Here is a 20,687-nt window from a genome sequence, read left to right as displayed (position 1 = left end):
CCCCTGGATTGCAAGGGTCCGTTCCAATGGCCGGCCCTCCCGACAGTGACTTGGACGACGTGGCGCGCATCCGCCTCGTGCTGGCACGTGAACTGGAGACGATCAACGAGTACGAAGCCTACGCTCGCGCCTCCTCGAACCCCGAGGTCCGCGCGTTCTTCCAGCACCTGGCCGCCGAGGAGAAGGAGCACGTCTCCGAGGCCGTCCACATGCTTCGCATGTTGGACAGTGGTCAGAACGACCACTTCGCCAAGCCCTTCGTCCCCGGTCATTTCCAGGCCTCCGAGGCCCCCGCCGCCGTCCATGTGCCCACAGCGGACGGCCCGTCGTTCTCCGTCAACGACCGCAACGGCCGGCTCCCCTCCGAGCCGCCAACGTCCCTACCGCCCCAGCGGCTGCTGTACGGCCTGCCTGCGCCGCCGCCCGCCGTGGAGTCGCACCCGCTCACCGTAGGTTCACTGCGCCGGGGTGGCGGTGCTTCCGGCGGCGGTCGCTGAAGCTCTCCTCCCCCCTCTCTAGTCGATGCCTCTGGAGCCACATTTCATGCCTGACTTCCTTGGACATGCCGAGAACCCGCTCCGCGAAGAGGAGTGGGCGCGTCTGAACGAGACCGTCATCCAGGTCGCCCGGCGTTCGCTGGTAGGCCGGCGCATCCTGGACATCTACGGGCCGCTGGGCGCCGGGGTGCAGACGGTTCCCTACGACGAGTTCCAGGGCGTTTCCCCCGGCGCCGTGGACATCGTCGGCGAGCAGGAGACCGCGATGGTCTTCACCGATGCTCGCAAGTTCAAGACCATCCCCATCATCTACAAGGACTTCCTGCTGCACTGGCGCGACATCGAGGCCGCGCGCACGCACAACATGCCGCTGGACGTGTCGGCCGCCGCTGGCGCCGCCGCGCTGTGCGCGCAGCAGGAAGACGAACTCATCTTCTACGGCGACGCGCGCCTGGGCTACGAAGGCCTGATGACGGCCAACGGCCGGCTCACGGTGCCGCTGGGTGACTGGACGTCGCCGGGTGGCGGTTTCCAGGCCATCGTCGAGGCCACGCGCAAGCTCAACGAGCAGGGCCACTTCGGCCCCTACGCCGTCGTCCTGTCGCCGCGGCTGTACTCGCAGCTGCACCGCATCTACGAGAAGACGGGCGTCCTGGAGATTGAGACCATCCGCCAGCTCGCGTCGGACGGCGTCTACCAGTCCAACCGCCTGCGCGGCGACTCCGGCGTGGTGGTGTCCACCGGCCGGGAGAACATGGACCTCGCGGTGTCCATGGACATGGTGGCGGCGTACCTGGGCGCGTCGCGGATGAACCACCCGTTCCGCGTGCTGGAGGCGCTGCTGCTGCGCATCAAGCACCCGGACGCCATCTGCACCCTGGAGGGCGCCGGCGCCACGGAACGTCGCTAGTTCCGGTCGCCCGCGGTCACGACTTCCACCATGGCCAAGGTCCTGGTCATCGACGACGAGGCGAACCTCCGCAAGGTGCTCGCCGCGATGCTGCGCCGGGACGGTTTTGACGTCACCGTGGCGGAGAACGGCGAGCAAGGGCTCGCCGAGTTCCACAAGAACGGCGCGGACATCGTGGTAACGGACCTGGTGATGCCCAAGGTGGGCGGCATGGAGGTGCTCGGCACCATCCGTACCGCCAACCCGGACGTCCCCGTCATCATCATCACCGCGCATGGCACGGTGGACTCCGCCGTGGACGCCATCAAGGCGGGCGCGTTCGACTACATCACCAAGCCCTTCGATCAGGCGGAGCTGTCCTCCGTCGTCGCCAAGGCCGCGAAGACGAACGAGAGTGCCCGCCGCTCCGTGCGCCCGGACGTGAAGGCGCGCGCGGCCATCATCGGCGACTCGTCGACGATCCAAGAGGTCTACAAGATCATCGACAAGGTGGCGGACACGCCGTCCACGGTGCTCATCACCGGGGAGAGCGGCACTGGCAAGGAGCTCATCGCCACCGCGCTGCACGGCGCCTCCAGCCGCCGCGACAAGCCGTTCATCAAGATCAACTGCGCCGCCATTCCCCACACGCTGCTGGAGAGCGAGCTCTTCGGCTACGAGCGCGGGGCCTTCACCGGCGCCGTCACGTCCAAGCCTGGCCGCTTCGAGCTGGCCGACGAGGGCACCCTCTTCCTGGACGAGATTGGCGAGATTCCGGTGGAGATGCAGGTGAAGCTGCTGCGCGCGATCCAGGAGGGCGAGTTCGAACGCGTGGGCGGCATCAAGACGACGCGCGTGGACGTGCGGCTCGTGGCGGCCACCAACCGCGACCTCCAGGCGGAGATTGAAGCCGGCCGCTTCCGCAAGGACCTCTACTACCGCCTGGCGGTGGTCCCCATCTCCCTGCCCGCCCTGCGCGAGCGCCGCAGCGACATCCCCATGCTCGCCCGGCACTTCGTGGAGAAGTACAACCGGCGCCTCAACAAGAAGATTGAAGGCATCGCCGACGACGCCATGGCCCTGCTCCAGGGTTATGCGTGGCCGGGCAACATCCGCGAACTGGAGAACCTCATCGAGCGCGTGCTCCTGTTCGCGGACGGGCCTCTCATCACCGCCCGCGACCTGCCAGAGCCGGTCCGCCAGGGCACGGGCGTCCAGGCGAGCGCCAACCTGGCCAGCGCGGTGGCCTCCATCGACGTTCCCACGGGGGAAGTCGGCCTGAAGGACATCGTCCGGATGAAGGCCGCCGAGCTCGAGCGGGACCTCATCGTGAAGAAGCTCGAGGAGACGGGTGGCAATGTCACCCGGGCCGCCCGGTTGCTTCAAATCAGCCGCAAGTCACTCCAGACGAAGATGAAGGAGTTTGGCTTGCGCGACACCACACCAGACGGGCAGGAAGACGGTCCGGACGAATAGACCGCGAGGAAGCGGAATTCCGCTTCGCGCGCGTCGGTTCCGGGCCCGCCCACCCATTCCAACTCAGGGAGCTTGTATGCGGCCGAACCTTCCCACACTCGGTGCCCCTCCGAAGCGCAGTCCCTTCGGCACGGTGGTCGCCGTGTCACTCATCCTCGGCGGTGCCGCCGGCGGGGTGTGGTGGTGGAAGCAGCGGATGGTTCAGGCGACGGAAGAGGCCGCGGCGCAGATGCCCGACGCAGTCCCCGACGCGGGCACCGTCGCCGCGGCGCCCACGCCGGCGCCCGTGGCCACGGACCCGGTGAAGGCCGCGGGCCTGGAGCGCGTATCGGTGAGCATCAACGGCCCCCTGGAGACCGCGCTCGTCAACGCCGCTGGCTCGGATGTGGGTCCGGCGCTGGCGCAGGTGGTGACGCGCACCCTGGTGTGGTGGGTCTCCGTGCCCGGGGAGATTCTCCGCGGCGACACGCTGGAGGTGCTCTACCAGCGCCGCACCAACGAGGAGCCCCTGGTGCACGCGGTGCGCTTCACCAGCGCCAAGCTGGGCAAGACGATGAGCGCGTACCGCTACCAGGCCAACGGCGAGCCCAATGCCCGGTACTACCTGCCCGGCGGCGACGAGCTGGAGCTGAGGCTGGAGCGCTCCCCCATCGACGACTACGAGCAGGTGACGTCCCTGCTTCGCGACGGCCGCAAGCACAAGGGCGTGGACTTCCGCACCCCGGTCGGCACGCCCATCAAGGCCCCCTTCAACGGCGTGGTGAAGCGGAAGAACTGGAACTTCAGCAGCAACGGCAACTGCATTGAGTTGGTGGAGTCGGGCGGCAAGGGGCGCCGCGCGCTCTTCCTCCACCTGGACGAAGTGGACAAGAGCGTCAAGCCGGGCACCCGGTTCTCCGTGGGGCAAGTCATCGCCAAGAGCGGCAACACGGGCCGCAGCTTCGCACCCCACCTCCACTACCAGCTCATGACGCAGGATGACCGGGTTCTGGACCCCTACGACCAGCACAAGACCTACCGCCGCTCACTGGCCGCGCAGCACCGGACGGGTTTCGAGGCGGAGGTGCGCCGGATGGACGGGTTGCTGAGCGGGTCCGTGGTGGCCGGCAAGTAAAAGCCACCCGTTTCTTGACACTCCTTCGACGGCACGGCTAGCTGGAAGCCCCCCGGGCTTGCCGGAAGGCCGGGGAGATTTGCCGTCGGAGGTCGGATGCACAGGCTTCGCGTCGTACTTGCCGCGCTGACGCTGGGCGCGCCGTTCGCGGCCACCGCGGCGGACATCACCCGGATTGCGTCGTCGCTCGAGGAGGACGACCCGTTCGACCTCTTCATCGACGTCGGCTTCGAGCGCACGCAGAACCGCGCGAAGATCGTCCGCGAGCAGTTGGCCCCCGCCGGGCAACCGGCGGGCCGGCGGGATGCGTCGGAGCTCTGGTACAAGGGCGTGGACGCCCGGCTCAACCTGGAGCTGTCCGTCGGCCTCTACAGGGACCTGGAGTTCTCCTTCGCCCTGCCCGTCGTCTTCTCGCAGAACGAGCGTTGGGACTTCACGTCCAACTCGTCGCCCGAGACGTCCACCATCACCAACAACTGCCTGAACGCCAACGGCTCCGTCATCCCGGGGTGCCTGGAGGGCTCGGCACCGGGAAGCGCCCTGTTCGACGTACCGCAGGAGAGCTTCCGCGGCGGCCTGGGCAACATGCGCTTCGGCCTGGCCTACGCCTTCTTCAACCAGGAGAAGGACGAGACGAAGCCCACCTGGATTGTCGGCCTGGAGTACGAGGCCCCCACCGCGAAGCTGCGTGACGCGGCCGCGGACACCACCAACTCGGACAGCCGCGGCAACATTGGCGACCGCGTCCACAAGTACCAGCTCTACACGGCCTTCTCGCGCCGCATCGGCGCGGCCGAGCCGTACTTCAAGGCGCACTACACCATCCCCGTGCGCGGTCCGGGCGCCTACTCCAATTGCGCCCAGAAGGACTCCAACCCGGACAACCTGGGCGCCCCGGACAACTGCTTCACGGGCCCGTGGAACCGCAAGGAGACGGGCATCAACGCCCCCCACACCGCGGGCATGCTCTTCGGCGTGGAGCTGGTGCCCTTCAACCGGCCGGCGAAGTCACAGCGCTTCGCCCTGGACGTCCGAGGCATTGGCAACTACGTGGGCAGCGGCCGCTACTACAACGAGCTGAGCGCCGCCCTGCGCAAGCTGCTCACCTCCGAGGACTACTTCCAGGTGGGTGGCATGCTGGGCGTCACCGCGAACGCGTCGCAGGCCTTCCAGATTCGCGCGTCCGGCATGTTCCTCTACAACACCAACCACGCCCTCACCGCCGAGGAGCCGGGGCGTGACGCGAACAACGACGGCGGCGTGGACACGCAGCCCGGCTCGCCCGACCTCAACCCCAACTTCGACTGGCGCTATGACCTGGTGTCTCGCCGCTTCCTCGCGGTGGAGAGCACCACGTTCCGCTTCGACCTGAGCGCCACGTTCAGCTTCTAGCGCGGCCCGGTGGGCGCCGATGACGGCGCCCACCAGGAGCCTCAGCGCTTCAACGAGAGCCCCAGCCGGTAGACGTCCTGACCGGCCCAGCCCGCGCGGCGGGCCAGCTCGGTGCTCAGCGCCTTGAGCTTCTCGCCGCGCGACAACCCCTCCTCCAAGGCCCGGCGCAATTCCTCCTCGGACCAGCGCGTCTCGCCGGTGCGGCCCTCCACCAGCACCACCACCTCGCCGCGGGGCTCTTCCGCCGCATAGCGCGCGGCCAGTTCGGACAAGGTGCCCCTGGCGAACTCCTCGTGCAGCTTCGTCAGCTCCCGCGCCACGCACGCGCGCCGGTCGCCCCAGGCGTCGAGCAGGTCCGGCAACGTCTCCGACAGGCGGCGTGGGGACTCATAGAGCACCAGGGTGGCCGACAGCTGCGCCACCTCCTCCAGCATGGCCCGGCGCTCGGCGCCCTTGCGCGGGAGGAAGCCCAGGAAGTGGAAGCGCCCCGTGGGCAATCCAGAGGCGCTCAGCGCCGCGACCAGCGCCGTGGGGCCTGGCACCGGCACGACGTTCAATCCGCGCTCCAGCGCTTCGGCCACCAGCTTCTCGCCCGGGTCACTGATGGCGGGGCTGCCCGCGTCAGTGACGAGCGCGCAGTCCTCCCCCTCCCCAATCCGGTCCAGGATGCGTCCGGCTCGCTGCCCTTCCGCGAAGGCAGGCAGGCTCACCAGGTCCTTCCCGCCAATGCCGAAGTGGTCGAGCAGCACCCGTGAGTGCCGCGTGTCCTCACACGCGATGAAGCGCACCGCGCGCAGGGTCTCCAACGCGCGCGACGTGACGTCCCCCAGGTTCCCGATGGGCGTCGCCACCAGATAGAGCGTTCCAGCCATGGCGTCGTCCTCTCACATCCCCGCGTCGAAGGCGCCAGGGATGTGCTCTAGGGTGGCGCGCTCCCCGCGCCCCACCACCGAAATCACGTCGAAACGGAACATCCGTCCACGCAAGTCATGCGCGAACAGGTACCGAAGCGCCGCCTTCACCACCCGGCGCTGCTTGGCGAAAGACACGCTGTGGGAGGGGTCGCCCCAGGTGGCCGTGGAGCGCATCCGCACTTCCACGAAGCACACCAGGTCGTCACGTTCAGCGACCACGTCCAGTTCCCCGAAGCGACAGGTCCAGTTGCGATGCCGCACCCGCCAGCCCTGTGCCTCCAGGAAGCGCACCGCCGCCTCCTCCCCCGCATTCCCATACGCCCGTCGCTCAGCCGGCGCCGCCCGTCGCATCCACCCCTCCCCTGACGGACCTCCCCCCTGGAGGCAACCCGCCACGTCGCCTCAGACGTTAACGGGCCCGTCCGACATCTGCGCGAAGCCCGGGTGCGAGGTGACGTGCAACACCTGCGTCAGCGTGCCCAGGTGCTTCAGCATGCGGGCGATGAGGGGCAGCTTCACCTCCTCCATTCCCGTGAAGACGTCCTCCAGCAGGAAGGGACGCTTCACGCGGGCGCTCGCCTTCTCCACCACCGTCATCCGCAGGGCCAGGTAGTACAGGTCCAGGTCCTTCGCGGGGAGCTCGCCCACCGGCACCCGCCGGCCCGCGGCCAGGGCGAAGCCCTTGCCCTCGCGGTCCCACTCGATGCCCTGGTACCGCCGGTCCGTGAGCGCGGTGAGGTACTGGACGCAGCGCTCCTTCAGCATCGCCTGCACGGACAGGATGTCCGTGGTGAACACGTCCGCCGCCTGCGACAGCAACACCGGCGACGGATCCTCCAGCGTCTCCACGGGCACGGAGCCATCTGGGCCCGGCGCGGCCGGCGGCGGCGGCGCCTTGGCCAGGGCAATGGACTCCTTCAGCCGGCCCATCTCGCGCTCCACCTCGCGTACGTCGCGGACGTACGTCCCCTTCTGCGTGAGCTCCTCGTTGAGCGCCTCCGCCTCCGCCTTCAGCGACTGAACCTGGGCGGCCGCCGCGAGGTAGTCCGGATCCGACTCCATCGTCTGTAGTTGGTCCTGCAGTTCGGCCACCCGCGCGGCCAGCAGCTCCTTGCGCTCCAGGGCCGGCGCGATGGCGTCCATTTCCTCCACGTCGAGTGCCTTCTGCGCCATGCGCAGCGGCGCGGCTTCCGCTTCGTACTCTTCGAGGATCTTCTTCTCCCGGATGTCGAAGCGACTCTCCTTGCTGCCTTGTCGCGTGGCCTTCTGCAGGTCATCCACGTAGCGAAGCGCCAGGAAAGCGGCGACGCCGAAGGCCGGGATGTCCAGCAGCGCCAGGTAGCGGAAGGTCCGGTCCACCCCAAAACCCAGCCCCACTGCCAGCGCCAGGAACAACACGCCAGCCCCCAGGCCAGCCCAGAACCCCATGTTCTTCGTCAGGGGAGGCACCGACGCGGGACGCGCCTCGGCCTCATTCTCCCGGTCCGCGTTGAGGCGCGCCAGGGCCTCGTCACGACGGGCAATCACCTTGGGGTGGCGCTTCAGGCGGTTCACGATGTCCTGAGGCAGCCCCAGGGACTCGGGCGTCGGCGCCGCGCGCCAGGCGGCCTGGGCCTCTGAGATGGCCACCTTGAGCCCCTCGGTACCCTTCAGCTTCTGCTCGGCGTCGAAGAGCTGGGACGCCACGCCGTCCGCCTTGAACTGAAGGCCGTCCACCTCCGTGCTGGCTGCCAGCTCCTGCTCCAGCGCGCGCAGCTTCGCCTCGGCGGCGGGGATGTCCTCCGCGGGCAACACGGTGGACGCGGACGCCAGGGACGGGTACCGGCCGGACGTCCTGGGGTCCACCTTCACCGCGGCGGCAGCGGCCCTCCTCGGGCGCCGCGAGGGAAACTGCCCGGGCTGGAGGCAGTACACCTGCTCGAATGTGGTCTTGGGTGGAAGCCCCGCCTGTCCGCGAAGGAACTGGCTGATCTCCGACGCATCCGACGAGACGAGCTCCGGCTGCTGCGTCGTGGGACTCATCCGGTGCAACGTCCCGGAGCCGCCGAGGTCGCGCAGCACGCGGTACGTCACGCCATCCACTCCGATGAACGTCAGGGCCGCCTTGCCTGACTTCGCACCGGCGGCGATGAAGCTGGCGTCAGTGCCACGCCCATCCGCGAAGAGCAGCGCGAGGGAGAGGCCCGCCAGGGGACTCGACTCCGCCGAGGGCGGCTTGAGGACGAGGTATCCCGCCTTCAGGGCAAAGCGCCCCGCGGGGGAGAAACCGCGGACGTTCTGGACGGCGACTTCGGCGAATTGCATGGCTCGCGCATGTTAGCGCGAATGAAAAAAGGAGCGTCCGGGATCGGACGCTCCTTTTCACTGCACAGGCGCTGGAAGCGCTCAGGAGGCCGAGGCGGCCTTCTTGGACGGCTTCGGCTCTTCGATGACGTCGACGCGCGCCGCCTTGCCCTTGAGGTCGCGGAGGTAGAACAGGCGCTTGCGGTTCACGTCACCGCGCGACAGGACCTCGATCTTCTCGTAGCGGGGGCTGTGCAGCGGGAACACGCGCTCCACGCCGACGCCGAAGGAGAGCTTGCGCACCGTGAACGTCGCGCGGTGGTTGCCCTTGGTCTTCCGGATGACGATGCCCTCGAACGCCTGCACGCGCTCCTTCTCGCCCTCCTTGACCTTCCAGTGGACGCGCACGGAATCACCCGTATTGAACACGGTGACATCCTGGCGCAGGAACTTGGCCTCGATGTGCTGAATGGCGGCGTTGCGCATGACAAACTCCGGAAAACTTGAACTGACGCGATGGTCGCGTGAAGAGCGGGCCGTACTAACAGAGAGAGCGGTGTCGGACAAGCCCTGTTGATCCAACCCGCTAGCAACGCTCAGGGTTACAGCTCTTCCTCCCGCCGGGCCAGAAGTTTCTGGTCGGCCTTCGACAACACCACGCGGGCATACAGGTCCGGACGGCGCTCATGGGTGAGCACCAACGACTTCCAGCGCCTCCAGCGGGCAATCCGAGCATGGTCGCCGGACTGCAGGGCAGCCGGCACCTCGACGCCCCGGAAGACAGGCGGTCGGGTGTACTGAGGATGCTCCAGCAGGCCTTCCTCGAAGCTCTCCGTGACGGACGAGTCCACGTTGCCCAGCACCCCGGGCACCAGCCGCGCCACCGCGTCCACCACCGTCATGGCCGCCAGCTCGCCGCCCGTGAGAACGAAGTCCCCCAGGGACAGCTCCCCGTCGAGGTGCGCCATCACCCGCTCGTCCACGCCCTCGTAGCGGCCGCAGACCAGGACGAGGCCCGCCTCGTGACGGACCAACTCACGCGCAGTGGCCTGGGTGAAGGTGGGCCCTCGGGGGCTCATGAGAAGCACCCGTGCGCCCGGATGCCGCGCCTTGGCCGCCTCAATCGCGGCGACCAGTGGCTCCGGCTTCATCACCATTCCGGCGCCACCGCCGTAGGGCGCGTCGTCGGTGACGCGGTGCTTGCCCTCGGCGTACTCGCGGATGTCGGTGATGGTGGTGGCCAGCAGGCCCTTCTCCTGAGCCTTCCCGAGGATGCTGGCCCCCAGGTAACCGGTCACCATGCCGGGGAACAACGTGAGGATCTCCACCGGATACGGTGGGCTCATTCCGCGTCCTCCGGGCCTCCACCTGACTCGGCGCCCTTGCGTCCCGCCTCCACGTATTCGGGCGGATGGATGACGATGCGCCGCGCCTCGAGGTCCACGGTGGGGACGAACTCGTCGGCGAAGGGAACCACCAGCTCCTCGCGCCCGGAAGCGCGAATGACCAGGTTGGGCACCTCGCCGGTGGTCCAGATCTCCTCCACCCGGCCCAACGCGTTCCCGCTGGCGTCCACGGCCTCGAGCCCCACCAGGTCCCCCTGGAAGAACTCACCCTCCGCGGGCGGCTCCAGATCCTCGCGGAAGACGAACACCTTGGCGCCCACGAGCGCCTCCGCGTCGTTCCGCGACGCCACGCCCTCAAGGACCACGATGTCCTCCTTGGGCGTGGGCCGGAGCGCCTCCAGCCGCATTTCCCGCTCCACACCGGCGCGCGTCCGCACCCAGATGCGAACGACGGTGTCGAGCGTCTCCGACGCCGGATCCAATGCGCGAATGGCGACCTCGCCACGCAGCCCGTGGGCGCGCGCGACGTATCCCAACTCCAGATAGGGGCTGGTGGCCGTCACTGCGAGGAGTCCGGCGCGACCGGAGCGCCTGCTGCATTGCGCCGGTCGTCGAGAATCTCCAGGCGGACCTTCTGCCCGGACTTCTGTGCGGCGGCATTGAGCAGCGTCCGGAGGGCATTCACGGTGCGCCCATCACGGCCGATGACCTTGCCGACGTCCTCGGCGGAGACCTTCAGCTCGAAGAGCCGGGCCCCTTCCGCCTCGGAAATGCGCAGGCTGACCTGGTCAGGATGATCGACCAGGGCCCGCGCCAGATAGTTGAGAAGCTGCTCCACGTCCACTCGGGCGTGGCTCAGACCGCGGGAGCGGGCTTGGCCTTACCGGCGACCTTGATCAGGTCCGCAACGGTCTCAGACGGCGTCGCGCCAGTCTTCAGCCAGTAGTTGAGGCGCTCCTCGTTGAACTCCACCTTCGGCGGCTCCTGGTTCGGGTCGTACGCGCCCACGGCCTCGATGAACTTGCCGTCCCGGGGGTTGCGGGAATCGGTGGCGACCACGTGGTAGTACGGCTTCTTCTTGACGCCCGCGCGGGCAAGACGGAGGACAACGGCCATTGAATGCTCTCCAACGAACAGGAAACGTCTTAGGAAAGGGGTGGCGCTCTTAACGCCGCTCCCGTTGGATTGTCAAGGAAGTTCGGGAACTTATGTCGTACTATCGGCCCCGGCTTGTGTCTCGCCGCGATTGGCGAGCTGCCCGCAGGCGCCGGCGATGTCCCGGCCCCGGTTCCTGCGGATGTAGGCGGCGACGTGGCCGTCCGCGAGGATGGCGCGGAACTCCTCCGCCCGCTCCTCGCCGGTGGTGTGGAACCCCAGGCCGGGATTCTCATTGTAGGGGATCAGGTTCACCTTCACCGGGATGCCCTTGAGCAGTTCGATGAGCCGGTGCGCATCCTCATCCGCGTCGTTGAAGCCCTTGATGAGGACGTACTCGAAGGTGATGCGGCGGCCCTGACGCAGCGGGAACTTCCGGCAGGCGTCCAGCAAGGCCGCGATGTTCCACTTGCGGTTGACGGGCATCGTCTTGCTGCGCTGCTCGTCCGTGCTGGCGTTGAGGGAGATGGCCAGCTTGACGTCCGTCTCCTTGCCGAAACGCTCAATCATCGGCACCAGGCCCACGGTGGAGACCGTGATGTGACGGTGGCTGAAGTTGGGTCCATCCTGGGACTGGAGGATGGCGAGCGCCGTCTTCAGGTTCTCGAAGTTGTGCAGCGGCTCCCCCATCCCCATGAAGACCAGGTTGGAGAGCGGGCGGAGCGTCTCGTGCCCCTCGTTCTTGCGGACCTCGCGGTTCACCGCGTGGACCTGGGCGACGATCTCGCTGGGGGTCAGGTTGCGCTTGAGCCCCATGGTGCCCGTCATGCAGAAGCCGCAGGCCATGGCGCAGCCCACCTGGGTGGACACGCACAGCGTCCGGCGGTCCTCGGAGGGCATGTAGACGGACTCGATGTAGCGCCCGTCCCGCGTCTTCCACCGGTACTTGATGGTGCCGTCGATGCTGCGCAGCTCCACGTCCTTCACCAGCGGGATGATCTCCGCTCGCGCCCGCAGCTTCTCGCGCAGGACCTTGGACAGGTCCGTCATCTCGTCGAACGAGGTGGCACCGCGCTGGTGCAGCCAGCGGTAGATCTGCGGGGCACGGAAGGCGCGCTCACCCAGCTCCTCGGTCACGAAGCGCGTCAGCGCCTCCATGGACAGGCTGGCCACGTCCACCAGCCTGGCGGGCGCGGGAGCCGGCAAGGGCTCGGTGACTGGCAGGGAGGTGGCGGAGGTCTCTGACATCGTCGTAGCGCTTAACGGAGGGCCCAGGGGCGTCCCTTCCCACACCTGGGCACGGCAAGTCAAAGGAGCCCATGCTCCCCTGCCCGCCTCGTGGACACTATCCGGTTGTGTCCCTTGAATGAACAGCGGCCCGGGCCCGCGCCTTCTGAGAGCGCGGACACCGGGCCTGGAACGGCGGCCCCGCGAAGGGCCGGCCGGCTACTTCTGGTACGGGTAGGAGTGGATCTCCGTCTCCCGGAAGAAGTACGCGATCTCGATCTTCGCGTTCTCCAGGCTGTCGGAGCCGTGCACCGTGTTCTTGTCGATGCTGGTGGCGAAGTCCTTGCGGATGGTGCCCTCGGCCGCCTGCGCGGGGTTGGTGGCGCCCATGATGTCCCGGTTGGCCAGGACCGCGTTCTCACCTTCCAGCACCATCAGGACCACCGGGCCGGAGATCATGAACTGCACCAGGTCCTTGAAGAAGGGCCGGGCCTTGTGGACCGCGTAGAAGCCCTCGGCCTGCGCCTGGGACAGGTGCTGCAGGCGGATGGCGACCGGCTTCAGCCCCTTCTCCTCGAAGCGGCTGATGATCTTCCCGATGACGCCCTTCTCCAGGCCGTCCGGCTTGATGATGGACAGCGTACGCTCGATGGCCATGTGACTGGCTCCTTCTCGTGTTTCCGTTGGGGTTTAGCGCTTCTTCGGAGCGCCCCGCTTGAGGGCCTCCTGAAGGGTGGTGCCCAGCTCAGCGGGGCTGGCGGCCATCAGGATGCCCGCGGCCTCCATGGCCTTGATCTTCTCGGTCGCCGTGCCCTTGCCGCCGGAGATGATGGCGCCAGCGTGGCCCATGCGCTTGCCCGGGGGCGCGGACTGGCCCGCGATGAACCCGGCGATGGGCTTGGTGAACTCGCGCGCCACGTACTCCGCGCCGCGCTCCTCGGCGTCACCGCCGATTTCGCCAATCATGATGACGGCGTCGGTGTCCGGGTCCGCGTTGAAGAGCTTCAGCACGTCCACGAAGTCCGTGCCGTTGACCGGGTCACCGCCGATGCCCACGGCGGTGGACTGGCCCAGGCCCAGCTGGGTGAGCTGGTGCACGGCCTCGTAGGTCAGCGTGCCGGAGCGGGACACCACGCCGATGCGGCCCGGCTTGTGGATGTGGCCCGGCATGATGCCGATCTTGCACAGCGCGCCCGGGGTGATGACGCCCGGACAGTTGGGGCCGACCAGCCGGATGCCCGGCTTGCCCTGCAGGTAGCGCTTGGCGCGCACCATGTCGTTGACCGGGATGCCCTCGGTGATGACGATGATGAGGGCTACGCCGGCGTCCGCGGCCTCCATGATGGAGTCAGCGGCGAAGGGGGGCGGGACGAAGACCACGGACGTGTTCGCGCCCGTCTCCTTCACCGCCTCGGCCACCGTGTTGAACACGGGGACCTTGCCTTCGAACGTGGTGCCGCCCTTGCCCGGAGTCACACCGGCAACGAGCTTCGTGCCGTACTCGAGCATCTGCTTCGCGTGGAACGACCCCGCCGAGCCGGTGATGCCCTGGCAGAGGACCTTCGTGTTTTCGTTGACGAGGATGGCCATGGCGTTCTTTCAGGAAAGAGTGCGCGGGATTACTTCACCGCAGCGACGGCCTTCTCCGCCGCCTGACGCAGGTTGTCCGCCGGGGTGATGGCGAGGCCGGAGTTGCTCAGCAGCGCCTTGCCCTTCTCGACGTTGGTGCCTTCCAGGCGCACCACGAGCGGAACCTTGAGCTGGACCTCCTTCGCCGCGGCGATGATGCCCTCGGCGATGACGTCGCACTTCATGATGCCGCCAAAGATGTTGACCAGCACCGCCTTCACGGCCGGGTCCGCCAGGATGAGCTTGAAGGCCGCGGTGACCTTCTCCTTGTTGGCGCCGCCGCCCACGTCCAGGAAGTTGGCCGGGCTGCCGCCCACCAGCTTGATGGTGTCCATGGTGGCCATCGCCAGACCGGCGCCATTCACCATGCAGCCGATGTTGCCATCCAGCGCGATGTAGGCCAGGTCCCACTCCTTGGCCTGGATCTCACGGGGCTCCTCTTCGGCCAGGTCGCGGTACTCCAGCAGGTCCTTGTGCCGGTAGAGCGCGTTCTCATCGAAGGTCACCTTCGCGTCGAGCGCCACCACGCCGCCATCCTTCAGGATGACCAGCGGGTTGATCTCCACGAGCGAGGCATCCGTGTCGATGAACATCCGGTACAGCGCCGAGCAGAACTGGGTGAACTTGTTCACCGTGGGGCCCGTCAGGCCCAGCCCGAAGGCCAGCTTGCGGCCCTGGAAGTCCTGGAAGCCCACGGCCGGGTCCACCGACTCGCGGAGGATCTTCTCCGGGTGCTTCTCCGCCACCTCTTCAATCTCCACGCCGCCCTCGCGGGAGGCCATGAAGGTGATGCGGCTGGTGGCGCGGTCCAGCGTCACGCCCAGGTACAGCTCCTGGCCAATGGCGAGACCTTCTTCGATGTAGACCTTGTGGACCGTCTGGCCTTCCGGCCCGGTCTGGATGGTCTTGAGCTTCATGCCAAGCATCTGCTTGGCCAGCTCCTTGGCTTCCGCGGGGCTCTTGGCCAGCTTCACGCCGCCGCCCTTGCCACGGCCGCCCGCGTGGATCTGTGCCTTCACGACGACCACAGGAGTGCCGAGCTCCTTCGCGGCGGCCTCCGCGTCGTTGGCGGAAATGGCGAGGATGCCCTTCGGCGTGGGCACGCCGTACTTCCGGAAGATTTCCTTGCCCTGGTACTCGTGGATCTTCATCGAGGCTCCGGTGGAGACGAGGGAGACAGCCTGAACAGAGGCGTCAGCGCCGGGCCCTCATTGCGCAGAAAAGGACGGAGTGCAAGACCGTTTGACCCCGGTACACCTGCATCGTCCGACAGGGTGCACGGCAGATAATCAAGGATGTCCGCGAAGATGAGCCTGCCTTCACCGCAGGGTTTTCCACGGACACCCAAACAGCGGCGGCCCCGCCCGGCGACTCGAATGGACGCCGGCCCGGGGCCGCTTGAAGCCAGAGAACGCCGGGAAGTCGCTGGCGAGCGCCCTACCCCGGACCGCTGCCGTGGCCCTTGGGGGCCTCGTCCTGGAAGAAGATGTCCTTGATGGTGAGCTTGGTCACCTCGCGGTTCATCACCGCGATGGAGGTGACGAGCGGAATCTCCTTCGGGCAGACCTTCACGCAGTTCTGCGCCTTGCCGCAGTCCTGGATGCCGCCGGGCCCCATGAGCGAGCGCACGCGCTCCTCGGAGTTCATCTTGCCCGTGGGGTTCATGTTGAACAGGCGGGCCTGGCTGATGGCCGCCGCGCCCACGAAGTCGTTCTCCTGCGTCACCTGGGGGCACGCCTCCAGGCAGCTGCCGCAGGTGATGCACGTGGAGAGCACGTACATCACCGACTGGTCCACGGGCGCCTGGCGCGGGCCCGGCCCCAGGTTGTGCGTGCCGTCGATGGGCACCCACCCCTTGATGCGCTTGAGCGCGTCGAACATGCGGTCGCGGTTCACCGTGAGGTCACGCACCACGGGGAACTTGCTCATGGGCTCCAGCGTGATCGGCTGCTCCAGCTTGTCGATCAGCGCCGAGCAGGCCATGCGCACGCGGCCGTTGATGTTCATGGCGCAGCTGCCACAGACCTCCTCCAGACATGCGGCGTCCCAGATCACCGGGGCCACGCGCTTGCCCTCCACGGTGACGGGGTTGCGCTGGATCTCCATCAGGCACGAGATGACGTTGGCGCCCTTCACATAGGGAACCTTGAACTCATCGAAGTGACCTGGCTTCGCGGGATCATCCTGCCGCCAGATGCGGAAGGTGATGGTCTTGGTGGTGACAGCGGATGCTTGTGCAGTGTCCATGTGGCTCGACCCTTCACTTCCAAATCGGTTGAGTGGTTCCCGTCTCAGGCGTACCAGCGCGGCTCGGGGTCAAGCACGGGCGTGGGGATGTCCTCGTAGTGGATCTTCGGGCCGGCCTCGCTGTACGTCGCGACGGTCGTCTTCGCCCACTTCTCGTGGCGCGCGCGCCACAGGCTCATCCACTCCGGGTCCTGCGTCGGGTCCTTCGTCTTCGGTTCGGGCAGCGAGAAGTCCGGCTTGTAGTGGGCGCCGCGGCTCTCGTCGCGGAGCAGCGCGCTGGTCGCGATGACCTCACCCAGCTCGAACATGTTCCACAGCTGGTTGGTGTACGACAGCGCGCGGTTGGCCACGTTGCCCGTGTCCAGCACGTTGACGTTCTTCCAGCGGTCCTTGAGCTCGCGGATCTTCTCGATCGTCTTCTTCAGACGGTCGTTGTAGCGCACGACGGTGCAGTTCTCCGTCATGGTGTCGCCCAGCTCCTTGGCGAGCCCGTACGGGTTCTCCGTGCCACTCATCTTGAGCATGGTGGCGAAGCGGTCCTGCCAGTACTGCCGGGCGGCCTGGAAGTGCTTCTCCGGCATCGCCGCGGCGCTGGTGCCCTGGCTCTTGGCGAAGGACGCCATGGCCGGGCCGCCGATCATGCCGGAGTAGATGCACGACAGCAGCGAGTTCGCGCCCAGGCGGTTCGCGCCGTGGAAGGCGTAGTCCGCCTCGCCCGCGGCGTAGAGGCCAGGGATGGTGGTGGACTGGTTCTTGGGGCTGCCCTCGGCCGGCGTCAGCGTCTTCGGGTCGGCCTCGAAGTTCACGTACAGGCCGCCCATGGAGTAGTGCATGCCCGGGAAGATGACCATGGGCACCTTGCGCGGGTCGTCACCGACGAACTTCTCGTAGATCTCCATGACGCCCTTGATCTTGGCGTCCAGCACCGGCGCGGGGATGTGCGTGACGTCCAGGTACACGCCGTCCCGGCCGTTGATGCCCATGCCCAGCTCGCGGCAGACCATGAAGATCTCGCGGGTGGCCACGTCGCGCGGCACCAGGTTCTTGTACTTGGGATACTTCTCTTCCAGGAAGTACCAGCGCTCCGCCTCCGGGATCTGCTGAGGCGCCCGCGTGTCACCCTTCTTGCGGGGCACCCAGACCCGGCCGCCCTCGCCACGCACCGACTCGCTCATCAGGCGGAGCTTGTCCTCGCCCGGGATCGACGTCGGGTGCACCTGGATGAACTCACCGTTGGCGTAGTGCGCGCCCTCCATGTAGGCGCGGCCCGCGGCGGTGCCGGTGTTGATGATGGAGTTGGTGGAGCGTCCGAAGACGATGCCCGGACCACCCGTGGCCAGGCAGACGGCCTCGGCCGGGAAGGTGCGGATCTCCATGGTGCGCAGGTCGACCGCCACGCTGCCGATGCAGCGCCCGTTGTCGTCCTTCACCGTGCCGAGCCACTCCCAGTACTCGTACTTGGTGACCTTGCCCTCGGCCTCATAGCGGCGGACCTGCTCGTCCAGCGCGTAGAGCAGCTGCTGGCCGGTGGTGGCGCCGGCGAAGGCCGTGCGGTGGTGGAGCGTGCCGCCGAAGCGGCGGAAGTCCAGCAGACCTTCCGGCGTGCGGTTGAACGTCACGCCCATGCGATCCAACAGGTAGATGATGCCGGGCGCGGCATGACACATGCCCTTCACCGAAACCTGCTCCGCGAGGAAGTCGCCGCCGCGCAGCGTGTCCTTCACGTGGATGTCCGGGTGATCGCCTTCGCCCTTGGTGTTCACCGCGCCGTTGATGCCGCCCTGGGCACAAACGGAGTGGGAACGCTTCACCGGGACGAGCGAGAGCACATCCACCTGGTGGCCCGCCTCCGCGAGCTTGATCGTCGTCATCAGCCCGGCGAGGCCGCCGCCCACCACCGTGAACCGCGCTGCTGGTGCCATCATCGTCTCCTTGACTGCCGGACGTCGGACACTGCTCGGTTGAGCCGGCCCGCCACGTGGCGCGCCAGGGCCCGGACGTCCCGTGCGAGTTCTACAGGCTAGTTAACTTGGTGAAAACGCGCTGCAACGATGGCGTCCGGGGCAATTAGCCCGCGTCATCCACAGCATCAGGCACAGGGCCCGCCGGGTTTCCCCAGCGGGCCGCACGTGACTGTCCAGCGACTACAGCTTGACCGAGTCGACCGTCTTCTTGACCGACTGGAAGGACTTCTCCAGCTCGGCCTTCTCACCGTCGTTCAGCTCGACCGAGAGGATCTTCTCCACGCCGCCCGCGCCGATCTGCACGGGGACGCCGAAGAAGTAACCGTTGATGCCGTACTGGCCCTCCAGGAGGGCGGCGGCCGGCAGCACGCGCTTGCGGTCCTGCAGGAAGCTCTCCGCCATGGCGATGGCGGACGCCGCGGGGCCGAAGTAGGCGCTGCCCGTCTTGTACAGACCGACCAGCTCCGCGCCGCCCTCACGGGTGCGCTTGATGATGGCGTCCAGCTTGTCCTTGGCGATCAGCTCCGTCAGGGGCACGCCGCCCACCGTGCTGTGGCGGACGAGCGGGACCATGTCGTCGCCGTGGCCGCCCAGCACCAGGGCCTCCACGTCGCGGATGGAGCAGCCGAGCGCCTCGGCGACGAAGCACTTGAAGCGGCTGGTGTCCAGCACGCCCGCCATGCCGGCGACCATGTGCTTGGGCAGACCGGCGATCTTGTGGAGCGCGAACACCATCGCGTCCAGCGGGTTGGCCACGTTGATGACGAAGGCGTTGGGGGCGTGCTGCTTGATGTTGCCCGCCACGTCCGTCATGATCTTCAGGTTGATCTCGAGCAGGTCCTCGCGGGACATGCCCGGCTTGCGGGGCATGCCGGCCGTGATGATGATCACGTCCGAGCCAGCCACGTCCTTCCAGTCCGTGGTGCCCTTCACGCGGCAGTCGTAACCGTCGACCGCGGCCAGCTGGTTGATGTCCAGCGCCTTGCCCTTGACCAGCCCCTCGGCCGCCGGGATGTCGTACAGCACCACGTCACCGAGCGACTTCTGCACGGCGAGCAGCGCCAGGTTGCCGCCGATCTGACCGCCGCCGATGAGGCCGATCTTCTTCTTGCCATTCTGAGCCATGGATTCGCCTCTTCCAGATCCCCGACCGGGGACTACATGTTCTTGATGATGGCCTGCCCGAACTCGGAGCACTTGACCTCGGAAACGCCGCTCTGCCCTTCCTGCTTCATCAGGCGGGCGAAGTCGTAGGTCACCGTCTTGCTGGCGATGGCGCGGTCCATGCCCTGGATCATCAGGTCGGCCGCCTCGTGCCAGCCCAGGTGCCGGAACATCATCTCACCGGAGAGGATGACCGAGCCCGGGTTCACCTTGTCCTGGTCGGCGTACTTGGGCGCCGTGCCGTGCGTGGCCTCGAACACCGCGTGGCCCGTGACGTAGTTGATGTTGCCGCCCGGCGCGATGCCGATGCCGCCCACCTGCGCCGCCAGCGCGTCCGACAGGTAGTCACCGTTGAGGTTCAGCGTCGCGATGACGTCGAACTCATCCGGACGGGTGAGGACCTGCTGCAGGGTGATGTCCGCGATGGAGTCCTTGATCAGGATCTTCCCGGCGGCCAGCGCGGCCTTCTGCTCCGCGTTGGCGGCCTCCTCGCCCTTGGCGGCCTTGGTGGCCTCCCACTGGTCCCAGGTGTAGACCTTGTCACCGAACTCCCGGGCGGCCAGCTCGTAGCCCCACTTGCGGAAGGCGCCCTCGGTGAACTTCATGATGTTGCCCTTGTGGACCAGCGTGACGCTCTTGCGCTTGTGGTCCACGGCATACTGGATGGCGGCGCGGATCAGCCGGTCGCTGCCCTCGTGGGACACCGGCTTGATGCCCAGGCCCACGTCGGACGGGAAGCGGATCTTCCCGAACTCCTTCGGGAACTCCTGCTTCAGCAGGCCCAGGAACTTCTCCGCGGCGGCCGTGCCGGCCTCGAACTCGATGCCCGCGTAGATGTCTTCCGTGTTCTCACGGAAGATGGTCATGTCGACCTTGTCCGGCGTCTTCACCGGGCTGGGCACGCCCTTGAAGTAGCGCACGGGGCGCAGGCAGACGTACAGGTCCAGCATCTGCCGGAGGGCCACGTTCAGCGACCGGATGCCGCCGCCCACCGGCGTCGTCAGGGGGCCCTTGATGCCCACCAGATAGGTGCGGAACGCCTCGACCGTCTCATCGGGCAGCCAGTTGTTGACCGCCTTGAAGGACTTCTCGCCGGCCAGGACTTCGTACCAGGCGATCTTCTTCTTGCCCTTGTAGGCCTTCTCCACCGCGGCGTCGAACACCGCCTGGGACGCACGCCAGATGTCGCGGCCGGTGCCGTCGCCCTCGATGTAGGGGATGATCGGGTTGTCCGGGACGGACAGCTTGCCGCTCTGCAGGGAGATCTTTTCTCCGGATGACGGGGGCGCCATGGATGTGCTCCTGAGAAGGTGTGACCGTGTAAGAATCGGCGGGGGATAGTCGAGAACCCGCCCCGAGACGTCAAGGAGTTTGGCCACGGGCTCACGCGGATCGACTTATCGGAGCCAAAGGCCGGGCGCGGAATAACGGCCAGCCCCCGCGCGAGCAC

At 67.4% G+C, this 20,687-nt stretch carries 21 protein-coding genes; 5 read left to right on the top strand and 16 right to left on the bottom strand.

Annotated features, from left to right (window positions below):
* The first annotated feature begins 26 nt into the window (after positions 1–26).
* From encB to HNV26_RS06725, 5 genes are all read left to right on the top strand, one after another.
* Positions 27–497, top strand: a complete 471-nt coding sequence (gene encB / locus HNV26_RS06745; RefSeq protein WP_171439646.1) for an encapsulin nanocompartment cargo protein EncB — start codon at positions 27–29, stop codon at positions 495–497.
* A 46-nt stretch (positions 498–543) separates the two neighbouring features.
* Positions 544–1,407 (top strand): encapsulin nanocompartment shell protein EncA, encoded by an 864-nt coding sequence (gene encA, locus HNV26_RS06740; protein ID WP_140791576.1) that lies wholly within the window; start codon positions 544–546, stop codon positions 1,405–1,407.
* A 30-nt stretch (positions 1,408–1,437) separates the two neighbouring features.
* The gene (locus HNV26_RS06735; RefSeq protein WP_171439647.1) at positions 1,438–2,862 is read left to right on the top strand and encodes a sigma-54-dependent transcriptional regulator; all 1,425 of its coding nucleotides are present in this window, start codon (positions 1,438–1,440) and stop codon (positions 2,860–2,862) included.
* Entirely contained in the window at positions 2,810–3,976 is a 1,167-nt protein-coding gene (locus tag HNV26_RS06730; RefSeq protein ID WP_171439648.1) for a peptidoglycan DD-metalloendopeptidase family protein, read from the top strand. The genes HNV26_RS06735 and HNV26_RS06730 overlap by 53 nt, the downstream gene beginning before the upstream one ends.
* A 96-nt stretch (positions 3,977–4,072) precedes the next feature.
* Complete coding sequence (locus HNV26_RS06725) at positions 4,073–5,368, top strand: hypothetical protein (protein WP_171439649.1); 1,296 nt, start codon at positions 4,073–4,075, stop codon at positions 5,366–5,368.
* A 41-nt stretch (positions 5,369–5,409) separates the two neighbouring features.
* Here the strand turns inward: HNV26_RS06725 and rsmI are convergent, their stop codons facing one another.
* The 16 genes from rsmI to icd all read right to left on the bottom strand — a co-directional run bounded on the left by rsmI (position 5,410) and on the right by icd (position 20,529).
* Positions 5,410–6,240, bottom strand: coding sequence for a 16S rRNA (cytidine(1402)-2'-O)-methyltransferase (gene rsmI, locus HNV26_RS06720; RefSeq protein ID WP_171439650.1), 831 nt, complete (start codon positions 6,238–6,240; stop codon positions 5,410–5,412).
* A 12-nt stretch (positions 6,241–6,252) separates the two neighbouring features.
* Positions 6,253–6,633, bottom strand: a complete 381-nt coding sequence (locus HNV26_RS06715) for a YraN family protein (RefSeq protein ID WP_171439651.1) — start codon at positions 6,631–6,633, stop codon at positions 6,253–6,255.
* Between the two features lie 51 nt (positions 6,634–6,684).
* Entirely contained in the window at positions 6,685–8,586 is a 1,902-nt protein-coding gene (locus HNV26_RS06710) for an ATP-binding protein (protein ID WP_171439652.1), read from the bottom strand.
* Positions 8,587–8,667: 81 nt separating this feature from the next.
* Complete coding sequence (rplS, locus tag HNV26_RS06705; protein WP_141593865.1) at positions 8,668–9,051, bottom strand: 50S ribosomal protein L19; 384 nt, start codon at positions 9,049–9,051, stop codon at positions 8,668–8,670.
* Between the two features lie 116 nt (positions 9,052–9,167).
* A complete protein-coding gene (trmD, locus tag HNV26_RS06700; protein ID WP_171439653.1) occupies positions 9,168–9,911 on the bottom strand; it encodes a tRNA (guanosine(37)-N1)-methyltransferase TrmD in 744 nt (247 codons plus the stop codon).
* A complete protein-coding gene (rimM, locus tag HNV26_RS06695) occupies positions 9,908–10,474 on the bottom strand; it encodes a ribosome maturation factor RimM (protein ID WP_171439654.1) in 567 nt (188 codons plus the stop codon). Before rimM ends, trmD begins: the two co-directional genes overlap by 4 nt.
* Positions 10,471–10,755, bottom strand: coding sequence for a KH domain-containing protein (locus tag HNV26_RS06690; protein ID WP_171439655.1), 285 nt, complete (start codon positions 10,753–10,755; stop codon positions 10,471–10,473). Before HNV26_RS06690 ends, rimM begins: the two co-directional genes overlap by 4 nt.
* An 11-nt stretch (positions 10,756–10,766) precedes the next feature.
* Positions 10,767–11,027, bottom strand: a complete 261-nt coding sequence (gene rpsP / locus HNV26_RS06685; RefSeq protein WP_011553574.1) for a 30S ribosomal protein S16 — start codon at positions 11,025–11,027, stop codon at positions 10,767–10,769.
* A 90-nt stretch (positions 11,028–11,117) separates the two neighbouring features.
* Complete coding sequence (gene rlmN, locus HNV26_RS06680) at positions 11,118–12,254, bottom strand: dual-specificity RNA methyltransferase RlmN (RefSeq protein WP_171439656.1); 1,137 nt, start codon at positions 12,252–12,254, stop codon at positions 11,118–11,120.
* A 198-nt stretch (positions 12,255–12,452) separates the two neighbouring features.
* Positions 12,453–12,890 carry a nucleoside-diphosphate kinase gene (gene ndk / locus HNV26_RS06675; protein WP_011553572.1) on the bottom strand — a complete coding sequence of 146 codons (438 nt, stop codon included), beginning with the start codon at positions 12,888–12,890 and terminating at the stop codon, positions 12,453–12,455.
* Between the two features lie 33 nt (positions 12,891–12,923).
* Entirely contained in the window at positions 12,924–13,823 is a 900-nt protein-coding gene (sucD, locus tag HNV26_RS06670) for a succinate--CoA ligase subunit alpha (RefSeq protein ID WP_011553571.1), read from the bottom strand.
* Positions 13,824–13,852: 29 nt separating this feature from the next.
* Positions 13,853–15,013 (bottom strand): ADP-forming succinate--CoA ligase subunit beta, encoded by a 1,161-nt coding sequence (gene sucC / locus HNV26_RS06665; protein ID WP_171439657.1) that lies wholly within the window; start codon positions 15,011–15,013, stop codon positions 13,853–13,855.
* A gap of 286 nt (positions 15,014–15,299) precedes the next feature.
* Entirely contained in the window at positions 15,300–16,109 is an 810-nt protein-coding gene (gene sdhB, locus HNV26_RS06660) for a succinate dehydrogenase iron-sulfur subunit (RefSeq protein WP_090491458.1), read from the bottom strand.
* A gap of 44 nt (positions 16,110–16,153) precedes the next feature.
* Positions 16,154–18,031 (bottom strand): succinate dehydrogenase flavoprotein subunit, encoded by a 1,878-nt coding sequence (gene sdhA / locus HNV26_RS06655; RefSeq protein ID WP_171439716.1) that lies wholly within the window; start codon positions 18,029–18,031, stop codon positions 16,154–16,156.
* A 222-nt stretch (positions 18,032–18,253) separates the two neighbouring features.
* Entirely contained in the window at positions 18,254–19,198 is a 945-nt protein-coding gene (gene mdh, locus HNV26_RS06650) for a malate dehydrogenase (protein WP_171439658.1), read from the bottom strand.
* Positions 19,199–19,230: 32 nt separating this feature from the next.
* The gene (icd, locus tag HNV26_RS06645) at positions 19,231–20,529 is read right to left on the bottom strand and encodes an NADP-dependent isocitrate dehydrogenase (protein ID WP_171439659.1); all 1,299 of its coding nucleotides are present in this window, start codon (positions 20,527–20,529) and stop codon (positions 19,231–19,233) included.
* Positions 20,530–20,687 lie beyond the last annotated feature (158 nt).

This window comes from Myxococcus xanthus (assembly GCF_013116825.1).
GTDB classification, from domain to species: Bacteria; Myxococcota; Myxococcia; order Myxococcales; family Myxococcaceae; genus Myxococcus; species Myxococcus xanthus_B.
The sequence above is the reverse complement of the archived record's forward strand: the minus strand, read 5'-3'. Positions and strand labels throughout refer to the sequence as shown.